Source organism: Burkholderia sp. AU28863 (assembly GCF_002223195.1).
GTDB lineage: Bacteria > Pseudomonadota > Gammaproteobacteria > Burkholderiales > Burkholderiaceae > Burkholderia > Burkholderia sola.
In genome coordinates this window covers 36,373-56,966 of record NZ_NKFE01000008.1, presented here as the reverse complement: position 1 = coordinate 56,966, position 20,594 = coordinate 36,373, and the positions used below count along the sequence as shown (strand labels likewise).

Sequence of the window (20,594 nt, the reverse complement as noted above, 5' to 3'; positions counted from 1 at the left end):
TCTGGATACGTGAAGGACGTGAAGGACGGCGCGGCGAGTCGATCCCGGCGCACCGCGCGTCAACGGGCCGCGTGGTGCGCGACGTCCGTTTCCGCGAAGTGTTCGGCGATGCAATGGCGCAGCCGCGGGCCGAACACGGCGGCGATGTCGTCGGCCGAGTACGGCGCAACGACGTCGTCGATGCCGAGCGCGCGGTCCACTTCCTGCTGGAGTCGCGCGAAGATTCGCTGCGCGGCGCGCTCGTCGTGCAGGTACGTATTGAGCGCGGCCGCCGTCGCCTGCGCCGCCGCCGCATCGAGCCCGTGCGCCGCGAACGCGTCGGCCGACCATTCGTCCGCGTCGCGCGGCGCGTCGCGCATCGCGTCGATTTCGGCCAGCAGGGCGGGCCCGTCGGCGCCGAGCGTCGCCACGCACATCCGGTCCGCCGCGGCGACGAGCTGATTCAGGCCGGCCGTCATCCGGCGCAGCACCGTGCCCGCCGGGCATTGGCGCGCCCGCGCGATCTCGGCCTCGTCCCCCTGCAGCAGCATCGCGAGATCCTCGCGCGCAATCTCGTGCGCAAGCGGGCTCGTGTGTTCGGTGGACCAATCCTCGAAACGCGCCAGCGCGTCGCGAAACGCTTGCGTGCGCGCCTGACCGGGCACCGCGTCTAGCGCGACGATCAGCGCGCGCAACTGCTGCGCCGCACGCACCGCGAACAGGTATTTTTCCGCTTCGAGCTTCAGGAACGCCGCCGCGTAGCGGTAGAAGCCGGGCTCGGCCGCGCTCGCGTCGGCGCCCGCCGGCGACGCCGGCTCGATCATCGCGCGGTAGGCCTGCTCGACCATCGTCTGCGGCCCCGCGCACACCGAGTTGCGGCCGACGAGCAGGCCCGCCGCCTCGGCGATCACGTAATACGCGTCGCTGGCAAGGCACGGCGCGGCCGGATCGCCGCCCGATGCCATCCGCTTGATCAGCGCGATATGCACGATCCGGTGCATGCCGAGCGAGATCCGGTAGATGATCGACGGCACGACGGGAATGCTGTCCGGGTCGGCCGGCTGCTCGCGCCGACGGATCAGGTAGGCGGGCAGCAATTGGCACAGCTTGCTGATGAACCACAGGTCGAGCATCGACACCGCGCCGGCGTGGCTGCGCAGACGGCAATACCCGTCGCGCAGCGTCGAGATGGTCGGCAGCACCAGGTGCCAGTGGTTTCCGAACTGACGCAGCGACGAGATGTTCATCGGCAGCGCGTGATGAAACCGGCTGCCCTCGTACTCGCAGCGCGCGGCCTCGATCTCGATGCCGTCGCGCGATTCGGCCGGTGCGATCTCCTCGCCGAGCGGACGAAAGAAGCTGTCGCGATAGGCGACCATCGAGCCCAGCATCGAGCGCCAGTAGAACTCCGGTTTGTCGAGCGCGCGCGGCCCGTGATAGCCGGTCGCGTACAGCGCATCGATGACGGTGAAATCAAACTCGTTCTGCATCATGGCTTCCTGAAGAGACACGGCCGCCGGCACGGCGGCCCGATAGAACGAACGGCGTGGGAACGGCGCGTCAGCGCGGCATCGACATCGGCTTGCCGGCCGTGTCGGCCGCGCGGCGCCACCGGCGCGCGAGCGCCTGCCACAGGCTCGCGAGCTCGACCCGGCAGAAGGTCCGCACGGCGCGGGGCGACCACCACCAGTAGTTCACGTTGATCGAATCGCTCAGCGATTCCACGTAGTGCCACCAGCCGGGCGGCAGGTACAGCACGTCGCCCGCCTCCAGCACGAAGTCGTGGCGCGGCGCCGACTGCACGCGCGGAAACAGCACCGGGTCCGGGTCGCTCATGTCCACCGGGCTGAAGATCACCGGCAGATCGCGGCGCTGCCGGTAATACACGTTGGCGGACTGCTCGGGCGCGAACAGCACCCAGCGTTTGCGGCCGTACACCTGCACGTTCAGGTTCTCGTGCCGGTCGAAATGCATCGGCGACGAAATCCCTTCGGGGCCGAGCCAGAAGCCCGGCCGCAACACCAGCCTGCGCCTCAGCCACCGCGGCATCCAGCCGGGAAAGCCGTGCTGCTCGTGCAGCGGCACGATGTCGTCCTTCAGTTCCGGCGCCGTCGAATAAATCGCCGCGTAGGTGATGTACGCGGTGCGGGCGCTGCCCTGCGCCTGCATCGCGCGGATCGTCGCGCCGAGGCGCGCGGTTTCGTAGCGGCGCGCGCCCAGGTAGAGGTCCGGCCGGGTCGGCGTCGGCGACAGCTGCGACGTCTCCACCGAGATCTCGTGTTCGCCGTAGCGCTCGACGAAGAAATCCGGCGTCCAGCGCGTGCGCGCGGGCCACGCGTCGATGAATCCTTCCAGCACGGCCGGATGCTTCAGTCCGGCCAGAACGTCGCGCATGCTCCGGCTGCCGTCGTAGCGAATCCGCGGCATCGGCACAATCTTGCTGCCAGTCATCGTGGGGCTCCTGTCGACAGGAAAATCAGGACACCTGCCAATCGCCGTTATGCCGAAGCACGTCGCCTGGCAGCCAGCGGATCACGCGGGTGGTCGCGCCGAGCGTGTCGAGGCGCGCGTCGATCTGGTCGAGCGTGTCGGCTTCCGCCGGCTCGCCGTTGATCCAGCCGATGTCGTCGATCTCGGTGGCGATGCCGCAGAATCCGTTCGCATACGGCGCGAACGCATGGGCGCCGGCGCGCGCGCAGAGCTCGCCGATACCGGACGGCCCGAGCGTGATGGACGGGCCGTCGCCCGCCTCCGCGATGCGCGGCAGGCGCTGCAGGTCGGTCATCGGCAGCACCATCCAGAACGTGAACAGGCCCTGCCAGAACGGCGCCTTGCGCATCTCGCGGCAGCAGCTCAGGACCAGGTCGGGCCGGCCGCGCCGGGCGACGGACCGGTCGATCACGTCCATCACCGAGCCCTTCGCGTCCTCGCCGCTGTCGACGAGCAGAATCACCGAGAACTGCGGCGTCGTGACCCGGTAGCAATTGCCCCAGTTGCGCACGTCGTGCGGCGGCACGGCCGCGCCGATGGTCGGTTGCTCGCCGTAGAACGGCAGGATGTCGATCTCGATGTCGCCGATCCGCACCGTCTCGCCCCAGCCGGGCGCGAGCACCGTCTGCCCGACGTCGCGCAGCGACTGCTGCATGTCGTCCTGCGCCAGCAGCGATGCGACCGGGATGTGCGGCACGATGACCGGCACCGATCCGTCGCCGCCGTGCCGCAGGATGGTCGGGATGTGCCAATGGTCGAGATGCCCGTGCGTCACGAGCATGCCGTCGATCTGCTGGCCCAGGTTGGACGGCGCGCGATCGAGATCGGGCAGGCCGACGTTGCCGCCGATCGCAAGGCTGATCGGGTCGGTCAGCAGACGGGTGGTTTCGGATGCGATCAGCAGCGACGCGTGTTCGAGCCGCTGGATGCCGGGGCCGTCGAACGCCGGCCATGCCAGCGCCGCGTCGCCCTTCGGCCGTTCACAGCCGAGCAGGCGCGGGTCCGCGTACAGCTCGGACAGCGGCTGCCAGCGGTTGCGCTGCAGCGCGTCGCGCAGCGCATTCGCGAGCTGCGGCACGTCGCCGGCGGCGGTATCGAGCACGATCGGCTCGCCGCCCCGCGGCGCCAGCGCGAGCGTCCAGCGGTCGCGGCGCTGATGCAGGTCGTAGAGCAGCGCGCGGCTCGCGATGCAGCCGCCGGCCGCCACCGAATCCGGATCGAACAGTTCGGCCAGAAACGGATAGCGCGCAATCGCATCGCGCAACAGTGCGGCGCAGGCGGCCGGTTCGAATTTCGCTTCCATGAATTGCTGCATGAGCGCGTCCTGCCGCTCGATCAACAAGCTCAGATCATGCGCGCGCGAAGCCAGAATGCCTGTATTGAGGAAGACCCCCAGGCGATCATCGACTGACATGGTGTGTTTTACCCTCGGATTCTCTCGGCGAAACGCAAACGTGCTCCCGCGCGCCGTCACCGGACCGCGAAATGCCGCATCGTTCCTTTATCTTTTATTGCGTGCTCGTGGTGCGAAGCGTCGATAATTATCTCGACAGCGCGGCCCGCACGCTCAATGGACGCATGTCGGTCCAGTTGGCGCCGATCCATTCGAGACAGGCTTCCCGGTTTCCCGACGGGCCCGCCGCCCGCCAGCCTTCCGGCACTAGCTTGTCGTCCGGCCAGATCGCATATTGTTCCTCGTGATTGACGACTACTTTGAAAACGGTATCGTTTTGCGGCGTTTCGGCTTCCATGTCTCTCTCGTTTCAATAATCGATCACACGTGTCACACGCATCACATAATTCGATATTTCGATAAGAACAGCACGCCCGACAGCACCGAGTGACGATGCAAGCACGCTAAAAATCGAAGCGAACAGACTTTACCATAACCCATCTTAAATCAATTACATTTCTATTGCATGAAAACAGGATAAATCATAATCTTCTGCAACCAATAATCCAGCCCATTGTTTCATAAATATGCGAATAGATACGCAAAATATGCCTTTGCAAATAAATCGATAATCGATCCAATTGTTTTGGATTTTGTTTGGTTCGTTTTTAACCGGAGTTCAGAAGCATGGTCTTGCTGGCCAGTACTGTCACCATTCCGCTCGAGCGCCCGACGGCGCGGCATCGGCTGCTGGTGTTCCATCACGCGTGCGGCGCGGCGGCCAATTACTATCGATGGGGGGCGTCGTTCCCGGACGACGTCGAGGTGTGGCTGATCGAACTGCCCGGCCGCGGCCGGAGTCTGGGCGCTCGCGCGATCGATACGTTGCCCGAACTGATCGACTTCCTGCGCGCGCTGCGTCCGCTGTTGCCGCGCACCTATTCGGTGTTCGGCCACAGCATGGGGGCGTTGATCGCATACTGTTTCGCGTGCGACATGGCGCAACAGGGGCATCCGCCCGTCTGGCTCGGCGCCTCCGGCGCCGATGCGCCGTTCTACCCGCATCGCCACGCGCACCGCGATGGCATGCCGGTCCATTCGCGCACCGACGCCCAGATCGTCGACTATGTCGTGTCGCTCGGCGGGACGCCGCGCGAAGTGGTGGAACACGACGCGCTACGGGCCATGCTGCTGAAGCTGGCCAAGGCGGATTTCCGCGTCGTCGAGCGGTTCTTCCCGCTGCCGTCCGCGACCGCGCTACCCTGCCCCGTCACGGTTTTCTCCGGCCGCGACGACACGTTGCTGAGCCCGGCCGGGCAACGTGACTGGTCGCGTGCGTCGCACCACACGGTCGATTTCCGCGAATTCGATGGCGGGCACTTCTTTCTTTTGGACAATCCGGCCGCCGTTCAGCACGCAATCGGCCAGGCGTTGGCGCAGGCGGGGCAGCGCGACACCGATGATTGCGCGATTCCGTAGCCGATCGCGTGGGCGGCCCGCTGCGGGCATCGATCGCTGCGGAGATGCGCCGGGCGATCGCGCTTGGGCGGCCACGACGCGCGCCGGATCGCGATCACGTATTCTTGATCGCCGTGCGTTGCGCGGTCACTTCGACGAAGTGATCCGCCGGCATCGGACGCCCGAGCAAGAAGCCCTGCAGCGAATTGCAGCCGAGCCGGGTCAGGAACTGCTGCTGCGCGGTCGTTTCCACGCCCTCCGCGACGATCTTCAGGTCGAGTGCCCGGCCGAGCGCGACGATCGCGGAAATGATCGCGGCATCTTCGGTATCGTGTTCGAGATCCCGGATGAATCCCCGATCGATCTTGAGCTCGCTGGCCGGCAAGCGCTTGAGATACAGCAAGCTCGAATAACCCGTTCCGAAGTCGTCGATCGAAATTCGCACCCCCATGTCGTGAAGCTGCTGGAGGATTCTCAGGCTGGCGTCGGCATCGCGCATCGCGGTCGATTCGGTGATCTCCAGCGTCAGGCAGTGCGGCTCCAGCGCATGCCGCTGCAATGCGGCCTCCACGACCCGGATCAGGCTCGCGTGACCGAACTGCAACGGTGAAAGGTTCACCGCCATCGTCCAATCGGTTCGACCCGCATCCCGCCACGCGCGCATCTGCCGGCAGGCCTCGTCCAGTACCCATTCGCCGATCGGCACGATCAATCCGGTCTTTTCCGCAATCGAGATGAACTGATCGGGCGACATGAGGCCGCGCGTCGGGTGCTTCCATCGCAACAGCGCCTCGACGCCCATGATCGGTCCATCAGGGACTTCGAACTTCGGCTGGTAATGCAGGACCAGTTCGCGCCGCTCCAGCGCCAGACGGAGTTCCTGCACGATTTTCAAGTGCTCGCGGACATTCGCGTTCATCGATGCCTCGAAGAAGCAGTACGCGTCTCGGCCGAGCGCCTTGGCGTGATACATGGCTGCATCGGCATTGGCCATCAGCTCCCGGAAATCGCTGCCGTTGCCGGGATAGAGCGCGATACCGATGCTGGCCGACACGCGCAATTCGTGTTCGGACACGTGGAACGGCGCCCGAATCACCGCCAATACCTTGTCCGCCACGTCGGCCGCGTCGGCGGGCTCGTTCACGGCCACGACCAGCACGAACTCGTCGCCGCCCAGACGGGCAATCGTGTCCTGCGAGCGCAGGTTCGCGCCGATGCGCCGGGCCACGTCAACCAGCAACAGATCGCCGACATGATGACCATAGGCATCGTTGACGGCCTTGAATCCGTCGAGGTCCATGAACATCAGCGCGAAACATCCGTGCTCGCGATCGGTGCTCTGGATCGCCTGGTCGATCCGGTCTTCGAGGAGCACGCGGTTGGGGAGCTTGGTGAGGGTGTCGTGCAGCGCCAGATACGTCAGCTCCTGGTTCGCTTCGGCCAGCGACGTCGCCAGCACCGCCGTGCGGGATTCCAGACGCAGGTCGAGGACCGAAACGATCAGCGCGATGGCGAGTATCGCCAGCGTGGCCACGACGATGACGAGCGCAAGCCCGCCGGGATCCATGCTGGAGCGGGCGGCCCCGCAGATGCTGCCCAGCGGGAACCGGGCGGCCGCCATCCCCGTATAGTGCATGCCGGCGATGGCGGCCCCCATCAGGACCGCAGCCCCCAGGTTGAGCAGGCGCACGCGAGACGAACCGGTTCGCCGAATGAATACGATCCATAGCACGGCGCCCGATGCGACGACGGCAATCGCGACCGACAGGCAGACGAGCAACGGGTCGTACTGGATGCCCGGCGACATGTGCATCGAAGCCATGCCCGTGTAATGCATGCCCGCGACGCCAGCCCCCATCAACATCGCTCCGCCGCCAAGCCGGTGCCACCTGAGCGTGCCCCGACAGACGAGCCACAGCGCAACCGTGGAGCAGCCAATGGCGATCAGCAACGAAAGCACGGTCATGGCCGGATCGTATCCCAGCGGAATCGGCAACGCGAAGGCAAGCATGCCGACGAAATGCATCGACCAGATGCCCGCCCCCATCACGCTGGCCGCGCCTACGAGCCACCCATGTGCGGCGCGCCCGTTGGCCGTCTTGATACGCCCGGCCATGTCCAGCACGGTGTAGGACGCCAAGATGGCGATCAGGAGCGAAAGAAGAACGAGCAACGCGTTATATCTTGTCGGCAGCATTGTTATTTACAGATCGCTTTCGATTTGGCGGTAACGAGCCCCCCGGGTAGCCGGGGGCTTCGCGGATTCGCGTGAAAGTTGGGCACAAACGGAAAGCGGTGTCCGAAGGAATGGACCGGTGGTGTGACGCGTCAGGCGATTCCGACGACGACCGCTTGCAGCGGCGGATCATAAACGCGCGCTCCCGTTCAGGAAAGGATTTACCGCAGCGGGGGCGGGGGAGGACGCTGGAAGGAATCAGAACGTGTGGCGAATGCCCGCCGCGAACGTATTGCCGGTGGGGTGAGCGCTCAGCTTGTCGTAAGAGTAAATCGCGTAGAGGTCCGTGCGTTTCGACAGCAGGTGGTTGTAGCCGACAGACGCGGTATTCCGCAGGCTGCGGGCCGCTTCGGTCGGGCCGGACCGCTTCGTGCGCGCCCACTCTGCAAGCAGGAAGTCGGCCGGCGACAACGGGATCGACACACCCGCCTCGTAAGTATGGCTGCCGGTCGGCGTACGCGCGTCGCTCGTCATCGCCCAGGCGCCGTAGAGCGTGACGATCCTGAAGTCGTATGCCGCGCCCGCCAGATAGGCGTACTGCGCGCCGACCGGCCCTGCCGCGGTATAGCGCACGCGCTGGCCCGACAACACGGCCGTGAGACCGTGCGCTCGATAGTTCAAGTGAACGCCGAGGTTACCGACGCCAGGCGAACCCGCAACGCCGCCAAGACCATAGATGACGGTGGCGCCGAACCCGTTGAAGTCCGGCGTCGTGTACTTGACGGTGTTGTTCCACACCGTATCGCCGAGGATCGTCCCGCCATAGTTCGTCACGAACGTCTGCAGGACGAGTGGAGAGAAGACTGTCGAGGATCCGAACGGATTGACGATGGATTCGGCCGTATAGGCCGGGTTTCTCTGGCGGCCGAAGGTCAACTGGCCGAAGCCACCTTGAAAGCCCACGTACGCATTGCGTGACCAGAACGGGTCCGCCGCACTGCGCCCCAGCGCGCCGTTGGCGGGTTGAAAGAAGCTTTCGAGGACGAAAATGGCGCCGACGCCGCCGCCAAGGTCTTCCTTGCCGCGGATTCCCCAGAACGACGTGGTGAGCCCGCCGCTTCCCATCAGCACCGTGGACCGCGGCATGTCAGTGCGTTTGATACTCCCGACGTAGGTGCCGATGAGGCCATAAAGCTGAACCTGGGAGCCGCTATCTGCGCGTGCGCCGTCGGAAGTCCATACCAGACCGGCGCTGAATATCGCCGTCGCGCCGAGCGTACCGACAACGCGCCGGGTGACCACGCGCACCACGACCTGTCGTGTCTTTTTCATTTCGGTTGTCTCCATTCATATTTTTGTGAGCGTCCTTTTCCGCGGCAATCCTGTCAGCAGTACTGATGGATTACTCTATGACGAGGAGCTTGTCGCGAGCATGTCGCTGAAGCCACTGGCGTGACGAGCGACGAAACGCCTCCCCCTCGGGGCTTCTCAGGGAAAGGCGCCGTCAGGAACGCGCGTGACTACGGGGAAATCTCTTCGAGCGAACGATTGGTCGTCTCCACCATTCGCGCGGCGACGAAGAAGCCCACCGCACTGACCACGGCAAACATGACGAATACCGCGGCGATGCCTCTCCCGGTCAATACGACGCCGACAATCGCCGGCGCGGCGGCAGACGCCGCGCGTAGCCACGAAGTCGCGAGACCGGTGCCGATCGCGCGCATCCGGGTGGGGTAGATTTCAGGGGTGTACAGGTACAGAAGAACCGTGGTCGTCGCCATCACCGCGTAGGCCGACGATCCGAGCAGCATCACGGACCACGCGCTGCCTGCGCCATGAATGCCCAGTGCGGCGAGCAGGGCGGCGCTGATGATGAAACAGGCCATTGCCCACCGGCGGCGTCCGACCCGATCGATCAGCAGCGCACAGGCAAGCACGCCGCACGTACTCAGGACGTTCGAGATCGACGCCATCTGAAGCGACGCTTGCAGCGGCAGGTGGTAAACCGTCTTGTAGAGGCTCGGCAGCCAGTTGTTGATGCCATTGGCCACGAAATAAGCGCTCGCCCAAAGCAGCCACACGACGACGGTGCGGCCCCGGTAGAACGGCGAGAACAGTTCCTTCCACGTTCCCTTCTGCTTCGACTGTCGTCCGATCAGAAGGCCCGCCACGCGCGCGTCCACTTCGGCCCGTTGCGCATGCGTGTCGAGGTTGCGCTTCATCGTGCTTGCCTCCAGCCGCTCGATGATGCGTTCGGCCTTATCGAAACGCCCGCGTGATACGAGCCAGCGCGGCGATTCCGGCAGGCGTGCGATCAGGATCGCGACGACGATGCCGGGAATCCCGCCGATCAGGAACATATATTCCCAACCGAAGCGCGGGACGACGAACGCACCGAGCTGCGCGGCCGCGAGCAGGCCCAACGGGAAAATGAGCTCGTACAGGATGAAGAAGCGTCCGCGGCCGTGCGCTTGAGATAGCTCGTTGATGTACGTGGCAGCCACGGGCACTTCTCCGCCCACACCGATGCCTTGCAGGAAACGCATCAGAAACAGCATGTGAAAGCTGCCGGTGAACGCGCATACGACGCTCATGGCCGACATGACGCCCACCGCGACGGTGGCGCTCGGCACACGCCCCAGGCGCTCCGCCAGCCAGCCGAACGCCAACGCGCCGACGACCTGCCCAAGATAGCCGGCAGCGATCAGCACGCCGATCTGGCCGGGAGAAAGATGCCAGAGCCCCACCAGTACGGGCAGCACGAAAGCAAGCGACAGTGCGTCGAACGCATCGAACAGGGTCGCGCTGCCCATGACGATCCGTGCCTGGGTGTGCCACTTGCAAAACGGCACGTTCTCGATGCGGAACAGCAGGTTCGCCGCCCGCAGTTGCTCGCTCATGGGACGCGTTTCGCTCGCGGATCGACCAAGGTCGACGCCGCAGGCGGTCGAAGGGGTGTTCATGCTGTCTCCTGAAAAGCTGCATTTTATGAACCTTCGGCTTGCTTCTTGTTGTGCGGCACCGGTCGCGTTTCTTGATGGTTTTCCGCGATATCGGCGCCCTTTTTATCGTTTGCCGAGCCTGTCGGCGGCGGTGCGTGCGATGCGGTGTCGCGCGCCGCCCCGACGCTCGACGCCGACGGCACGCGAGTGGCGCTGCGCCGTCGTCATCCGACTATGGATGTGCCGCGCCCGAGTCAGTCGACGAGGCCGGCCGAACGAAGCGCGTGCGCGATTTCGGCGTCCGCGCCTGGCGCGAGCGGCAACAGCGGCGAGCGCACGGTGGCGTGCTCGAGGATGCCGCGAGCCACCAGACCGTGCTTGAGCGCGACGGTGCCTTCCATGTGCGACCCGCGGTGATACACGTTACGCGTCACCGGCAGCAGGCGATCGTGAATCGCGCGGGCGGCCGCGTAGTCTTTCGCCTTGCCCGCCTTGATCAGCTCGATGAGCGGCTCGGGAGCCAGACTGCCGTAGCCGACGAGCGCCCCGTCGACGTCGAACATCGTGTGGAGCAGATACTCGTCGTGGCAGGTGAGGATTTGCAGTTCCGGACGCTCGCGTCGGATGATCGGAATCTCGACGTCCCAGCGACGCATGTTGCGCACGCCGTTTTTCATCGCGAAGACGCCCGGTTGCGCGGCGATCTCCAGCTGCGTGTCGAGGTTGTAGGTCGCCTTGGTGGCGTCCGGGTATTGGAACAGGATGAGCGGCAAGCCGCTGCCCTCGTGGATGGCGCGGTAGCGATCCTGCGGCGCACCGTTCTGATAGCCGAAGCGCAGCCAGCCGTGCGACGGATACACCAGGCCGGCCGACGCGCCGGCGTCGACCGCGCGCTTCGCTTCTTCCACCGCCACTTCCGTGCCTTCGAGCGTGATACCGGCGATCACCGGAATCTTGCCGTCGACGGACTTCACGAAGCTTTCGATGACTTGAGCCTGTTCTTTCTGCGAGAGGAACGTGCCTTCGCCGGCATGTCCGAGCACCGTCAGACCTTTGACGCCTTCGATGCCGCCAAGCCACGCGCCCAGCCGTTGAATTGCCGCATGGTCCACCGCGCCCTCGCGGGTGAAAGGGGTGACGGGTGCCGGGACCAAACCGCGCAGATCGATCGCTTTCATGACGTCTCCAAATGTGAGCTTTTCCGCTCCTCTTTCCGGGAGGAGAGCCCGCCGCCCGTTTCGCATCGAACCGGAACGACGGTGCATGCGTTGCAGTGTAGGGACGCGCGACCCATGCGAGAACGGCCAAATTGCGCATTTCAGCTATACTGATTTGACATATCTGCGGGAGGCTTCGCGGTGGACTATGCGGCCTGGAAGCTATTCATCGACGCGGCGGAACTTGGGAGCCTGAGCAAGACGGCCGTTGCTTACGGGACCAGTCAGCCGCACATCAGCCGGCAGATCGTCGAGCTCGAGCAGTACTGCGGGGGCCGCCTGTTTCAACGGACAGGCCGGGGTGTGGTCTTGACCGAGCTGGGCGCGCGTATCGCGCCGCGCGTGAGAACGTGGTTGGCCAGCACGGAGCAGTTGGCCAACGACATCCGCAGCACGGCGGGCGAGCCAATCGGCGTGGTCAGGCTCGGGATCCTGCCCTCCACCGCCCATCCCCTGGTCAGCACCGTTTACCATCGGCTTCGAGAGCGCTATCCGCTGGTGCAGTTACAGGTGCGCGAGGGTCAAGGAGCGTTACTGGAAACCTGGCTCGAGAACGGCAGCGTCGATCTCGCCATCCTGTTTCGAAATAGTCCGACGCCGAGAAACGGCGACGAATATCTGGTCGAGGCCGCGACTTATCTGGTGGGGGCGGAAGGCGATCCGTTGACCAGTCAGCCCACGATCGCTTTTTCCAGGCTCGATGGCATTCCGCTGGTCTCTTTCTGCCGCCCCAATAGCTGGCGCGAGCGGCTCGAACAAGTCGCGGGCGAACATCAGGTGTCACTGAATTTCGCGGCGGAAGCCGATTCTCTCAGCCTGCAGGGGCACATCGTCGCCGACGGCGGCATTCATGCGTTGCTGGGCCCTTACGCGATCGCCCATCTGGAACGGGAATGCCGGTTGCAAGCGTCGATGGTGGTCGATCCGTCCGTGCCGCGCTTCATTGCGCTCGCCATGTCGCCGCACGGCGAACTGACGCTGGCTTGCCGCACGGTCATGCAGCTCACGAAGGAAATCGCACGGTCGCGCACGCTCTCGTCGGATCTTCGGTTGGGTATGTCCGCCGCGTTCCTGCGCTCCATTTGAGTGGCTCGGCACAGTGCGTTCGCAGCCCTGATCGGGCGGATATCGATCTCGGCCATGCGCGTCGTGTTGTCGGGCGCCGGCTTGCGCGGCGAATGGCTCGGCGGGCGGCGCAACTTGTCCATCCGCGCCGCCCATCCGCACAGACGTTTAGTACGACCTACCGCCTACCGTCGCCGCTTCCAGTTCGCGCGTGATGATCTGCGTGCCGCCCACGTCGGCGACCGACTTGACCAGGCCGACACCGGGCGCGAGCCAGTCGTCTGCACTCGTCTTGGTCGTTACCGCCGGGTTGGCGGCGGTCTCCGTGGTCTGATAGTGGCAAGCGTTGGCGAAGACCTTGCCGTTCCGGAGACTGACCGTTTCGCGCGCGACGTACGTCCGCTGGATCGAGACGGACGTTTGCGCGCCGCCTGACGGAACGACGGGCGTATTCACGTAATTCACGGTCTCGCTTCCCGCGAGCCCGATCGTCTCGACATAGGGCGGCGAGTTCACGTCCCGCACCACGAGCGTGCTGCCGCTGTAAACCTCGCTGCCGTAGTTCGTGCGCACACCGTTTCCGACGAGGTAGTAGTGATGGGTCTGGATCGGCGAACCGGGCGTCGTTTCGGCCTGCTGCGTGAGCGCCACGCCGTTGAACGTCGCCGGCGCGTAAGTCCGCGTGTACACGCCGTTGTCGACCGACGGGCTCTGCGACGTCGCTTGCGTGTACATGTGCAACTGCACGGTATCGCCTTGCTGGTAAACCGGGTCGCACTCGACGTTCGACGCGGTCGGCGAGCCCGGATTGCCGCCGGATGTGCCGGTGGTCGGCGTTCCGCCGCTTCCGCCGCTGCCGCCGTTGTTGCTCGTGCCCGAGCCGCCCGACGAAGCGGGCGAGGGATTGTCGTCGCCGCCGCAAGCGGTCAGCGCGAGGCAGGTCAATGCAATCAGTGCAGCGGCTTTCATCGGGATCACCTTCCAAACGAACAGGACGAACGAAGCCCGTACGCGCGGATCACGCCGCACGCACCGACCATCACGAATCACGAATCAGGATCGGCCGGCGGCCCCCGCCGGCCCGGCGACGTCAGTTGACCTGCAGCTGGCCACCGCGGCCCAGCCCGCCCTTGACGTCCTGCGCCTTGTAGCTGCGCAGCGCCACGACCATCTTGTTCCACGCGTCGATGAACGCGACGACCGTCGCCTTGCCTTCCGGCGTCGTCGAGAAGCCGGCGAGCCCGCCGCCCACCCCGCCGCCGAGGCCGCCCAGCGCCGCGCCGTAGTTCGTCGCCGTCGAGCTGCCTTCCGACGCCGCGATCTGCACCGCCGAGCGCACGTCGAACAGCGTCAGCGTCACCACCGACGCCTTCGTCTGCAGGTGGCCCGCCACCGCCGCCACCGCGCTGTTGCCGATCAGCCCGCCGATCATGCTGCCGATCCCGCCGATCGGCGAATCGTTGATCACGATCTGCGGTTCCATGTAGTAGTCGGCCGCGACGCGCTGGCCCTTCTGCTGCTTCGAGCCCGCGCGGTATTCGCCCGAGTTGCGCTGCAGCTGCGTGATGCGCGACAGGCGCGCGTCGCTCTTCTGGTTGCCGATCGACGTGATCACGAAGCAGTTCGACTGCTGCACGGCCAGCCGCAGCAGCGGGTCGATGCTCGTCACCTTGGTCGCGCTGCCGAACGGGCCCCACCAGTCGGCGTTGCGGCCGTCGTCGACCGCGATCGTGCCCAGCGGCGACGCACAGCGCTGCAGTTGCGAATCGGCGCCGGCGCTCGCGCCGCCTGCCGCCGCGCCCGTCACGCCGGCGTTCTGCCCGCCGGGCGTCACCACGCCGCCGCAACCCGCGACGCACGCGCCAAGCGCTGCAACCAGCGCGCCTTGAGTGAGACGTTGGGAAAGGTTGGTCTTCATGTCGTTGTCGGTCGATTAGAGTCGTTGTTCGGCTTATGTGTTCGTGCGAACGTCGATAAGCCCCCCGGCGTGGCGCGCGATGGTGGTCTCCCCGCTGCTGCCCCGTTGCTCGATACCCGGTCAGTAGTACCAGTACGTCTGTTGCCAGACGCCGTAGTACGGATAGCCCGAGTACCAGTAGCCGTAATACGTGTCACGCCATTGCGTGCGCCACTTCCAGTCTTCTTCGTCTTCTTTCTTGGCCTTGCGCGCGAGTTCGAGCAGCTTTTTCGATTCCTTGTCGCCGCGGCCCGCCGCGATCGACAGCCACTTCTCCGCTTCGCGCGCATCCGAGCCCATTTCCTCGAGGCCGAACAGGTAGAAACCGCCGAGCGCCTTTTGCGCGTTCAGGTCGCCGCGTTCGGCGGCCTCGCGCATCCACTTGAGCGCCTGGTAGCTGTCCTGGCGCACGCCGTCGCCGCGGAAATAGCGCAGGCCAAGGTCGTAGGCGGCCTTCGGCTGGGTCTTCGCGGTTTGCTTGAGCGCGGCGATGCGTGGATCGTCGCGGTCTTGCGCATCGTCCCTTTTTTGATAGGAGACCTGATCTTTAGGGCGATCGGAACAACCCGTGTCGTCGCAAATCCGTACCGTGCCGGCGGTGATCGACGGATCCTGCGCGCACGCGGCCAGCAGCAACAGCAGCCCCGGTGCGAGTAAACGGCGATACATGGGTACTTTCCTCACGTTTCATTGGCGCCGTATTGCTTCGCGCGCTCGCCCGCGAGCCTGCCCCGGGCGGTGCGAGGCGCGGACGTTCCGCGGGCTCGCATGCCGAGGCTCTCTCAGGTTCTCTTTTCGGCTTGAAACATCGTTGCAGCGTCCGATACGGCGGAAAACAGAGAGCGGAACACAGCCCCGCGTTCCGCCTCTTTAATCCACGCAATACCGATCGATGCTTTCTGGATTCAAATGATACATATCGGTCTATCCAATAGTCAAGATGACTTGATGACCGGCGCCGGCCGCCAGGATTGCCCGGCGGGACAACGCCGGGATGCCGATTTCGTCGAGCAGCATGATGCTAGAATAATCGGTCTATGCTACTGAAATATCGAGGAGGAAGCCGTTCGTGCGAGCCAACAAACGCCAGCTGGTGGTGGACAAAGCGACCGAACTGTTCTCCAGGCACGGATTCCATCCGGTGGGTGTCGACTGGATCATCGACGATTCCGGTGTCGCCCGCATGACGCTGTACCGGCATTTTGCGAGCAAGGACGAACTGATTCGCGAAGTGCTGGTCCAGCGCTACGACCTCATCGTCGGCAGCATCGCCGCGCAGTTGCAGCACGTCACCGATCCGGTCGAGCGCGTCAAGACCATCTTCGACTGGTACGCGGCATGGTTCAGGACACCCGAATTTGCCGGCTGCCTGTTCGAGCGTGCGCTGGCCGAATTCGGCACCGCTTATGCGCCGATATCGGATGTCGCGATCCGCTATCGCCGCACGATGGTCGAATGGATCGCGGAGCTGATCGGGGCTCTCGTGCCGCCCGAAACCGCCAACCGGCTGGCAACGGTCTTCATGATGCTGCTGGACGGCGCGACGGTCGAAGCACGGGCCTTCAACGATTCCGCGGCTGCCGCGCGCGCGTGGCAAGCCGCGCACGCCCTTCTCGAACAGGCGATGCACGCGACGGTCTCGCCCGCCGACGGTGCGGCTAGCCCGACGTAACGCGCGTCGCGCGCCGGCGATGTGTCGGGACTCGATGCAAACGAACCGGTGCGCGTGAAGTTGCGCATCGGCAGCGCGAGCATGGCCGGTGCGCGGCCGGTCTCGAAGGAACACGCGATCAAGATCGACGCTGGCGACATGGCGAAGCCGAACGGGCCGTAACGCCCGGCCGGGCCGCCGCGGCGCGACGCCCGCCGGGCGGGTACGGCGATTGCGCGTGCCGCACGGGAGGCCCGCCATCATGAACGACAACGATTTTCTCCAGCCCGAGCCGACGGAACCGGCCCCGAATGCGGCCACGTGGGTCCGGCGTCTCGGTCCCGGCCTGGTCACCGGCGCCGCCGACGACGATCCTTCCGGCATCGGCACCTATTCGCAGGCGGGTGCGCAGTTCGGCTTCGAATTGCTGTGGGCGCTGCTGTTGACGTATCCGCTGATGACGGCCATCCAGCTGGTCAGCGCGAGAATCGGCCGCGTGACGGGCAAAGGTCTCGCGTCCAACATGCGCACGCACTACCCGCGATGGCTGCTGCACGGGACGGTCGTGCTGCTGATCACGGCCAACGTGATCAACATCGCGGCCGACCTGTCGGCCATGGGGGCGGCCGTCAATTTGTTGCTGCCCGGCCCGCAGCAGCTCTACATCGTGTGCCTCGGCGGCGTGTCGGTCGTGCTGCAGGTGTTCGTTCCATACGACCGCTACTCGCGATTGCTCAAATGGACCGCGCTGACGCTGCTGGCGTATGTCGCGGTCGCCCTCATCGTGCCCGTCAGCTGGGCCGAGGTCGGTCGCGCTATCGTGCAGCCCGATGCGCAACTGACCGCCGCCTATCTGACCACGGTCGTCGCCGTGCTCGGCACGACCATCAGCCCGTATCTGTTTTTCTGGCAGGCGTCCCAGGAAGTCGAGGAATTGCGCGCCGCGCCGAACCAGCGGCCGTTGCGGCGCATGCCGCGCCAGGCGCCCGCGCAGTTGCGCCGGATCAGCTTCGACACGTGGTTCGGCATGGGCGTGTCGAACGTGATCGGGTTCTTCATCGTGCTGACGGCGGCGGCCACACTCCACGCCCGTCACATCGACGTCAAAACGTCGGCGGACGCCGCGCGGGCACTCGAGCCGCTTGCCGGTCACTTCGCGTACGTGCTGTTCGCGCTCGGCATCGTCGGCACCGGCCTGCTGGCGCTGCCGGTGCTCGCGGGATCGGCCGCCTATGCGGCGGCCGGCACGTTCCGCTGGCGCAATAGCCTCGCGTTGCAGTGGGGCGTCGCGCCCGAATTCTATGCGGTGATCGTATTGGCGATCGTCGGCGGAATCGCGTTTACGTTCATGCATTTCGACCCGATCCGCGCGCTGTACTGGAGCGCCGTCATCAACGGCGTGAGCGCCGTGCCGATCATGGTCGTGATGATGCTGATGGCGAGAAGCCGACGAGTCATGGGCGAGTTCGCCGTCAGAGGCCCGCTTGCGTGGGGAGGATGGGTCGCGACGCTCGCGATGGCGATCGCGGCGCTAGGCGTGTTCGTGCCGGGATAAAACCCCCGGCGCGGTTGGCGCGGCTCGCTGCGCTCACTCCAGTTTGCCCCTGCTTATCGCCGAGCCGACCGCATTGCGCAGCACGTCCGCGAGCCGCTGGTTTTGGCCTGCTTCGCGCGATGCGTGACGACGCGTGCACGGTAAATCCGGCGTTTCTTGTCCACGACCGAAAACAGATCGTCCGCCGCGTCGGCCGATTCGGCGGTGCCGAGGAACAGCTAGCCGTTCGGACGCAACGCGAAATGGAACAGCTCCAGGATTTGCCGCTGCACCGCCCGTTCCAGATAGATCAGCACGTTGCGGCACGAGATCAGGTCGAGATGCGAGAACGGTGGATCGCGCAGCAGGCTGTGCGCCGCGAACAGGATGCGTTCGCGCACCGCCTTCGCGATCACGTAGTGCGCGCCTTCCCGCGTGAAATACCGTTGCAGCAACGGGGCGGGCACATCGCTCGCGATCGACAGCGGGTAGGAACCGGTCCGCGCGCGGACGATCGCCGCTTCGTCGATATCGGTCGCGAAGACCTGGATGGCCTGGCTCGACATCGCGGCCTCGCGCGCCCGCGCGAACAGCAGCGAGATCGAGTACGCCTCTTCGCCCGTCGCGCATCCGGCCACCCACACGCGTACCTCGGTTGGCGAAACGCGATGCTTCCCATCGATCGCCATCGGGAACGATTCGTGCTCGTGCGTCGGCCCGTCGGATTCAATTTATTTCCTTTGACGGATGCCGTATTACCGGCGAATATTCGCGTCGATCAATCGGTTAGTACCGCTCAAAAAAAACGAGACGATGCTCGCCCACGTAGTCGGGGACGTTACGCTGCTTCGCCAACAGATACTTGATCGAAGGGGAAGAAATGACGCCGTTTTCCCAGGATGTGAGCATCAAGCAAACCGCCGCCGTCTCCAAGGCAGGCACGCCGTCGCCCGTTTTCTGGAAAGCGGGGCCGATCGTCGAAGCCGCTCCGCCGGAGCCGAAATCCGCGACGCCGGACCTGCGCGATTTCTTCGCCGCCGCCGCGCTGCAGGGCTTGCTGTCACGCGACGCCGGGCGCAACGTGTCGACGATCGCCGACTACGAATCGAAGCGCGCGGTCAGCGCCTACCGGCTCGCCGACGAAATGCTGAAAGCGCGCTGAACCGGCACGCCGGCCGGCGCTGGTCGGCCCGCGCGCCCGTCGTCATCCGGTTCGCGCGGCATCGCGGGGAATAGGGGCTGCCGCGATCGTCCGGACGCTGACGCACCGGCCATTCAGGTGCCGCCCGACCGCGACGCCACCGCGCCGATCGGCCCCGCCAGCAACGCGGCATGTCCGTCGCGGTGCGCTCCTTCGCCGCGCGTCGCCATCGTCACGAAACGGGCGTCACGCGCCCCATGCTGCCGAAACGACAACCGCTTGGAAATCCGGCAACGACGGTTGCAAGTCACGCGACGCGCTCGTATTGCCGCCGACGCCGCCCTTCCCTCGCGCCGCGTCCTTGCATCGGCAACCGTCCACCCCGTGCGCGAGAAGCGACACCTCGCGAACCGATCGCGCCTTCGTCATCCGGCGCCGACCCGTGCTCGACCGGCCATTGTTCGCCGAAAGCCGCTCCCACAGCTCAGCGCACGCCGGCCGGAATCGCGCCGCGTACCCGGGATCGTCGGCCGGCCACGGGATCGATTCGTGCTGACTCGCCACCGCGAATGTCGCGCAACCCTTTCCACGGAGATGCCATGTTCATCCACAACACACGGCTTCAGTACACGGTGCGCGTCGGCGCGCCGAACCCCGGCCTCGCCAATCTGCTGCTCGAGCAGTTCGGCGGCCCGCAGGGCGAACTCGCCGCCGCGATGCGCTATTTCACTCAGGCGATCACCGAGGAGGACCCCGGCCGCAAGGACATGCTGCTCGACATCGCGACGGAGGAGCTGAGCCATCTCGAAGTGATCGGCTCGATGGCCGCGATGCTCAACCGCGGCGCGAAGGGCGAACTCGCGGAAGCAGTCGACGAACAGGCCGAGCTGTACCGCAAGCTGCACGGCGCCGGCAACGACAGCCACGTGACGCAGGTGCTGTACGGCGCGGGCGCGCCATTGACGAATTCGGGCGGCGTGCCGTGGTCGGCCGCGTACATCGACACGATCGGCGAACCGACCGCCGACCTGCGTTCGAACATCGCGGCCGAAGCGCGCGCGAAGATCATCTACGAACGGCTCATCAACGTGACCGACGATCCGGACATTCGCGACGCGCTCGGCTTCCTGATGACGCGCGAGGTCTCGCACCTGAAGTCGTTCGAGAAGGCGCTGTATGCGATCACCGCGAATTTCCCGCCCGGCAAGCTGCCGCCGAAGGCGCCGTACGACAGCGTGTACTTCCGGATGCAGCCGGACGCGGCGCCGCTGGTCGGCCCCTGGAATCATGGCGAAGGTCTCGAAATCCGCGACGCCGAGCCGGCGGTCGACGGCGGCACCGGTATTGCCGAAGGGATGCTCGAGCCGCAGCAGGTGGACGCGATCGACGCGATGGCGCAGCGGCTCGCGTCCGATCCGAACAGCGACCCGGTCACCGGCGCCGAGCTGGGTGCAGGCCAGCCGGTCCCGCAGGGCCGCGCGCCCGGCAAGCCGGACGGTGGCGGCTGACCGCAAGCGCGAAGACGGGTGCTCGGGCGCCGCCGCGAGCGTCGCTTCGTTCTGCGATGGAGGATGACATGACAACAGCCTGA

17 protein-coding genes and 1 pseudogene are annotated in these 20,594 nt (G+C 65.6%); 6 read left to right on the top strand and 12 right to left on the bottom strand.

Going from position 1 to position 20,594, the window contains the following annotated elements; genetic code table 11:
• Positions 1-59: 59 nt before the first annotated feature.
• From CFB81_RS30160 to CFB81_RS30145, 4 genes are all read right to left on the bottom strand, one after another.
• Complete coding sequence (locus CFB81_RS30160) at positions 60-1,469, bottom strand: hypothetical protein (RefSeq protein ID WP_089438127.1); 1,410 nt, start codon at positions 1,467-1,469, stop codon at positions 60-62.
• Positions 1,470-1,539: 70 nt separating this feature from the next.
• Complete coding sequence (locus CFB81_RS30155; protein ID WP_089437603.1) at positions 1,540-2,430, bottom strand: cupin-like domain-containing protein; 891 nt, start codon at positions 2,428-2,430, stop codon at positions 1,540-1,542.
• A 25-nt stretch (positions 2,431-2,455) separates the two neighbouring features.
• The gene (locus CFB81_RS30150; protein ID WP_256976381.1) at positions 2,456-3,784 is read right to left on the bottom strand and encodes an MBL fold metallo-hydrolase; all 1,329 of its coding nucleotides are present in this window, start codon (positions 3,782-3,784) and stop codon (positions 2,456-2,458) included.
• Between the two features lie 226 nt (positions 3,785-4,010).
• Positions 4,011-4,220, bottom strand: coding sequence for an MbtH family NRPS accessory protein (locus CFB81_RS30145; protein ID WP_069619516.1), 210 nt, complete (start codon positions 4,218-4,220; stop codon positions 4,011-4,013).
• A gap of 329 nt (positions 4,221-4,549) precedes the next feature.
• On the opposite strand from CFB81_RS30145, the gene CFB81_RS30140 reads away from it, so the two are divergent.
• Complete coding sequence (locus CFB81_RS30140; RefSeq protein WP_089437601.1) at positions 4,550-5,341, top strand: thioesterase II family protein; 792 nt, start codon at positions 4,550-4,552, stop codon at positions 5,339-5,341.
• Positions 5,342-5,435: 94 nt separating this feature from the next.
• Here the strand turns inward: CFB81_RS30140 and CFB81_RS30135 are convergent, their stop codons facing one another.
• From CFB81_RS30135 to CFB81_RS30120, 4 genes are all read right to left on the bottom strand, one after another.
• Entirely contained in the window at positions 5,436-7,517 is a 2,082-nt protein-coding gene (locus CFB81_RS30135; RefSeq protein WP_089437600.1) for a bifunctional diguanylate cyclase/phosphodiesterase, read from the bottom strand.
• Positions 7,518-7,754: 237 nt separating this feature from the next.
• Positions 7,755-8,828 carry a porin gene (locus CFB81_RS30130; RefSeq protein WP_069619513.1) on the bottom strand — a complete coding sequence of 358 codons (1,074 nt, stop codon included), beginning with the start codon at positions 8,826-8,828 and terminating at the stop codon, positions 7,755-7,757.
• A gap of 188 nt (positions 8,829-9,016) precedes the next feature.
• Positions 9,017-10,459, bottom strand: a complete 1,443-nt coding sequence (locus CFB81_RS30125; RefSeq protein WP_089437599.1) for an MFS transporter — start codon at positions 10,457-10,459, stop codon at positions 9,017-9,019.
• 233 nt (positions 10,460-10,692) lie between these two features.
• Positions 10,693-11,616, bottom strand: coding sequence for a dihydrodipicolinate synthase family protein (locus CFB81_RS30120; protein WP_089437598.1), 924 nt, complete (start codon positions 11,614-11,616; stop codon positions 10,693-10,695).
• Between the two features lie 180 nt (positions 11,617-11,796).
• On the opposite strand from CFB81_RS30120, the gene CFB81_RS30115 reads away from it, so the two are divergent.
• Positions 11,797-12,741, top strand: a complete 945-nt coding sequence (locus tag CFB81_RS30115; protein WP_089437597.1) for a LysR family transcriptional regulator — start codon at positions 11,797-11,799, stop codon at positions 12,739-12,741.
• A gap of 147 nt (positions 12,742-12,888) precedes the next feature.
• Here the strand turns inward: CFB81_RS30115 and CFB81_RS30110 are convergent, their stop codons facing one another.
• The 3 genes from CFB81_RS30110 to CFB81_RS30100 form a co-directional block, all read right to left on the bottom strand.
• Positions 12,889-13,689: a hypothetical protein gene (locus tag CFB81_RS30110; protein WP_069619564.1), complete on the bottom strand. Its 801-nt coding sequence runs from the start codon at positions 13,687-13,689 to the stop codon at positions 12,889-12,891.
• Between the two features lie 121 nt (positions 13,690-13,810).
• On the bottom strand, positions 13,811-14,638 hold the full coding sequence (locus CFB81_RS30105; RefSeq protein ID WP_089437596.1) for a hypothetical protein: 828 nt from the start codon (positions 14,636-14,638) through the stop codon (positions 13,811-13,813).
• A 120-nt stretch (positions 14,639-14,758) separates the two neighbouring features.
• Positions 14,759-15,346: a tetratricopeptide repeat protein gene (locus tag CFB81_RS30100; RefSeq protein ID WP_089437595.1), complete on the bottom strand. Its 588-nt coding sequence runs from the start codon at positions 15,344-15,346 to the stop codon at positions 14,759-14,761.
• 400 nt (positions 15,347-15,746) lie between these two features.
• Between CFB81_RS30100 and CFB81_RS30095 the strand changes: the two genes are divergently transcribed.
• Together CFB81_RS30095 and CFB81_RS30090 are read left to right on the top strand one after the other, a co-directional pair.
• Positions 15,747-16,349, top strand: a complete 603-nt coding sequence (locus tag CFB81_RS30095) for a TetR/AcrR family transcriptional regulator (protein ID WP_069617241.1) — start codon at positions 15,747-15,749, stop codon at positions 16,347-16,349.
• Between the two features lie 241 nt (positions 16,350-16,590).
• Positions 16,591-17,883, top strand: a complete 1,293-nt coding sequence (locus CFB81_RS30090) for an Nramp family divalent metal transporter (RefSeq protein WP_089437594.1) — start codon at positions 16,591-16,593, stop codon at positions 17,881-17,883.
• Between the two features lie 110 nt (positions 17,884-17,993).
• Here the strand turns inward: CFB81_RS30090 and CFB81_RS30085 are convergent.
• A pseudogene (locus tag CFB81_RS30085) lies at positions 17,994-18,515 on the bottom strand (protein-glutamate O-methyltransferase CheR); the annotation flags it as partial.
• A gap of 227 nt (positions 18,516-18,742) precedes the next feature.
• Here CFB81_RS30085 and CFB81_RS30080 point away from each other — a divergent pair.
• Positions 18,743-19,024 carry a hypothetical protein gene (locus tag CFB81_RS30080; protein WP_089438126.1) on the top strand — a complete coding sequence of 94 codons (282 nt, stop codon included), beginning with the start codon at positions 18,743-18,745 and terminating at the stop codon, positions 19,022-19,024.
• A 578-nt stretch (positions 19,025-19,602) separates the two neighbouring features.
• The gene (locus CFB81_RS30075) at positions 19,603-20,511 is read left to right on the top strand and encodes a manganese catalase family protein (protein ID WP_089437593.1); all 909 of its coding nucleotides are present in this window, start codon (positions 19,603-19,605) and stop codon (positions 20,509-20,511) included.
• Positions 20,512-20,594 lie beyond the last annotated feature (83 nt).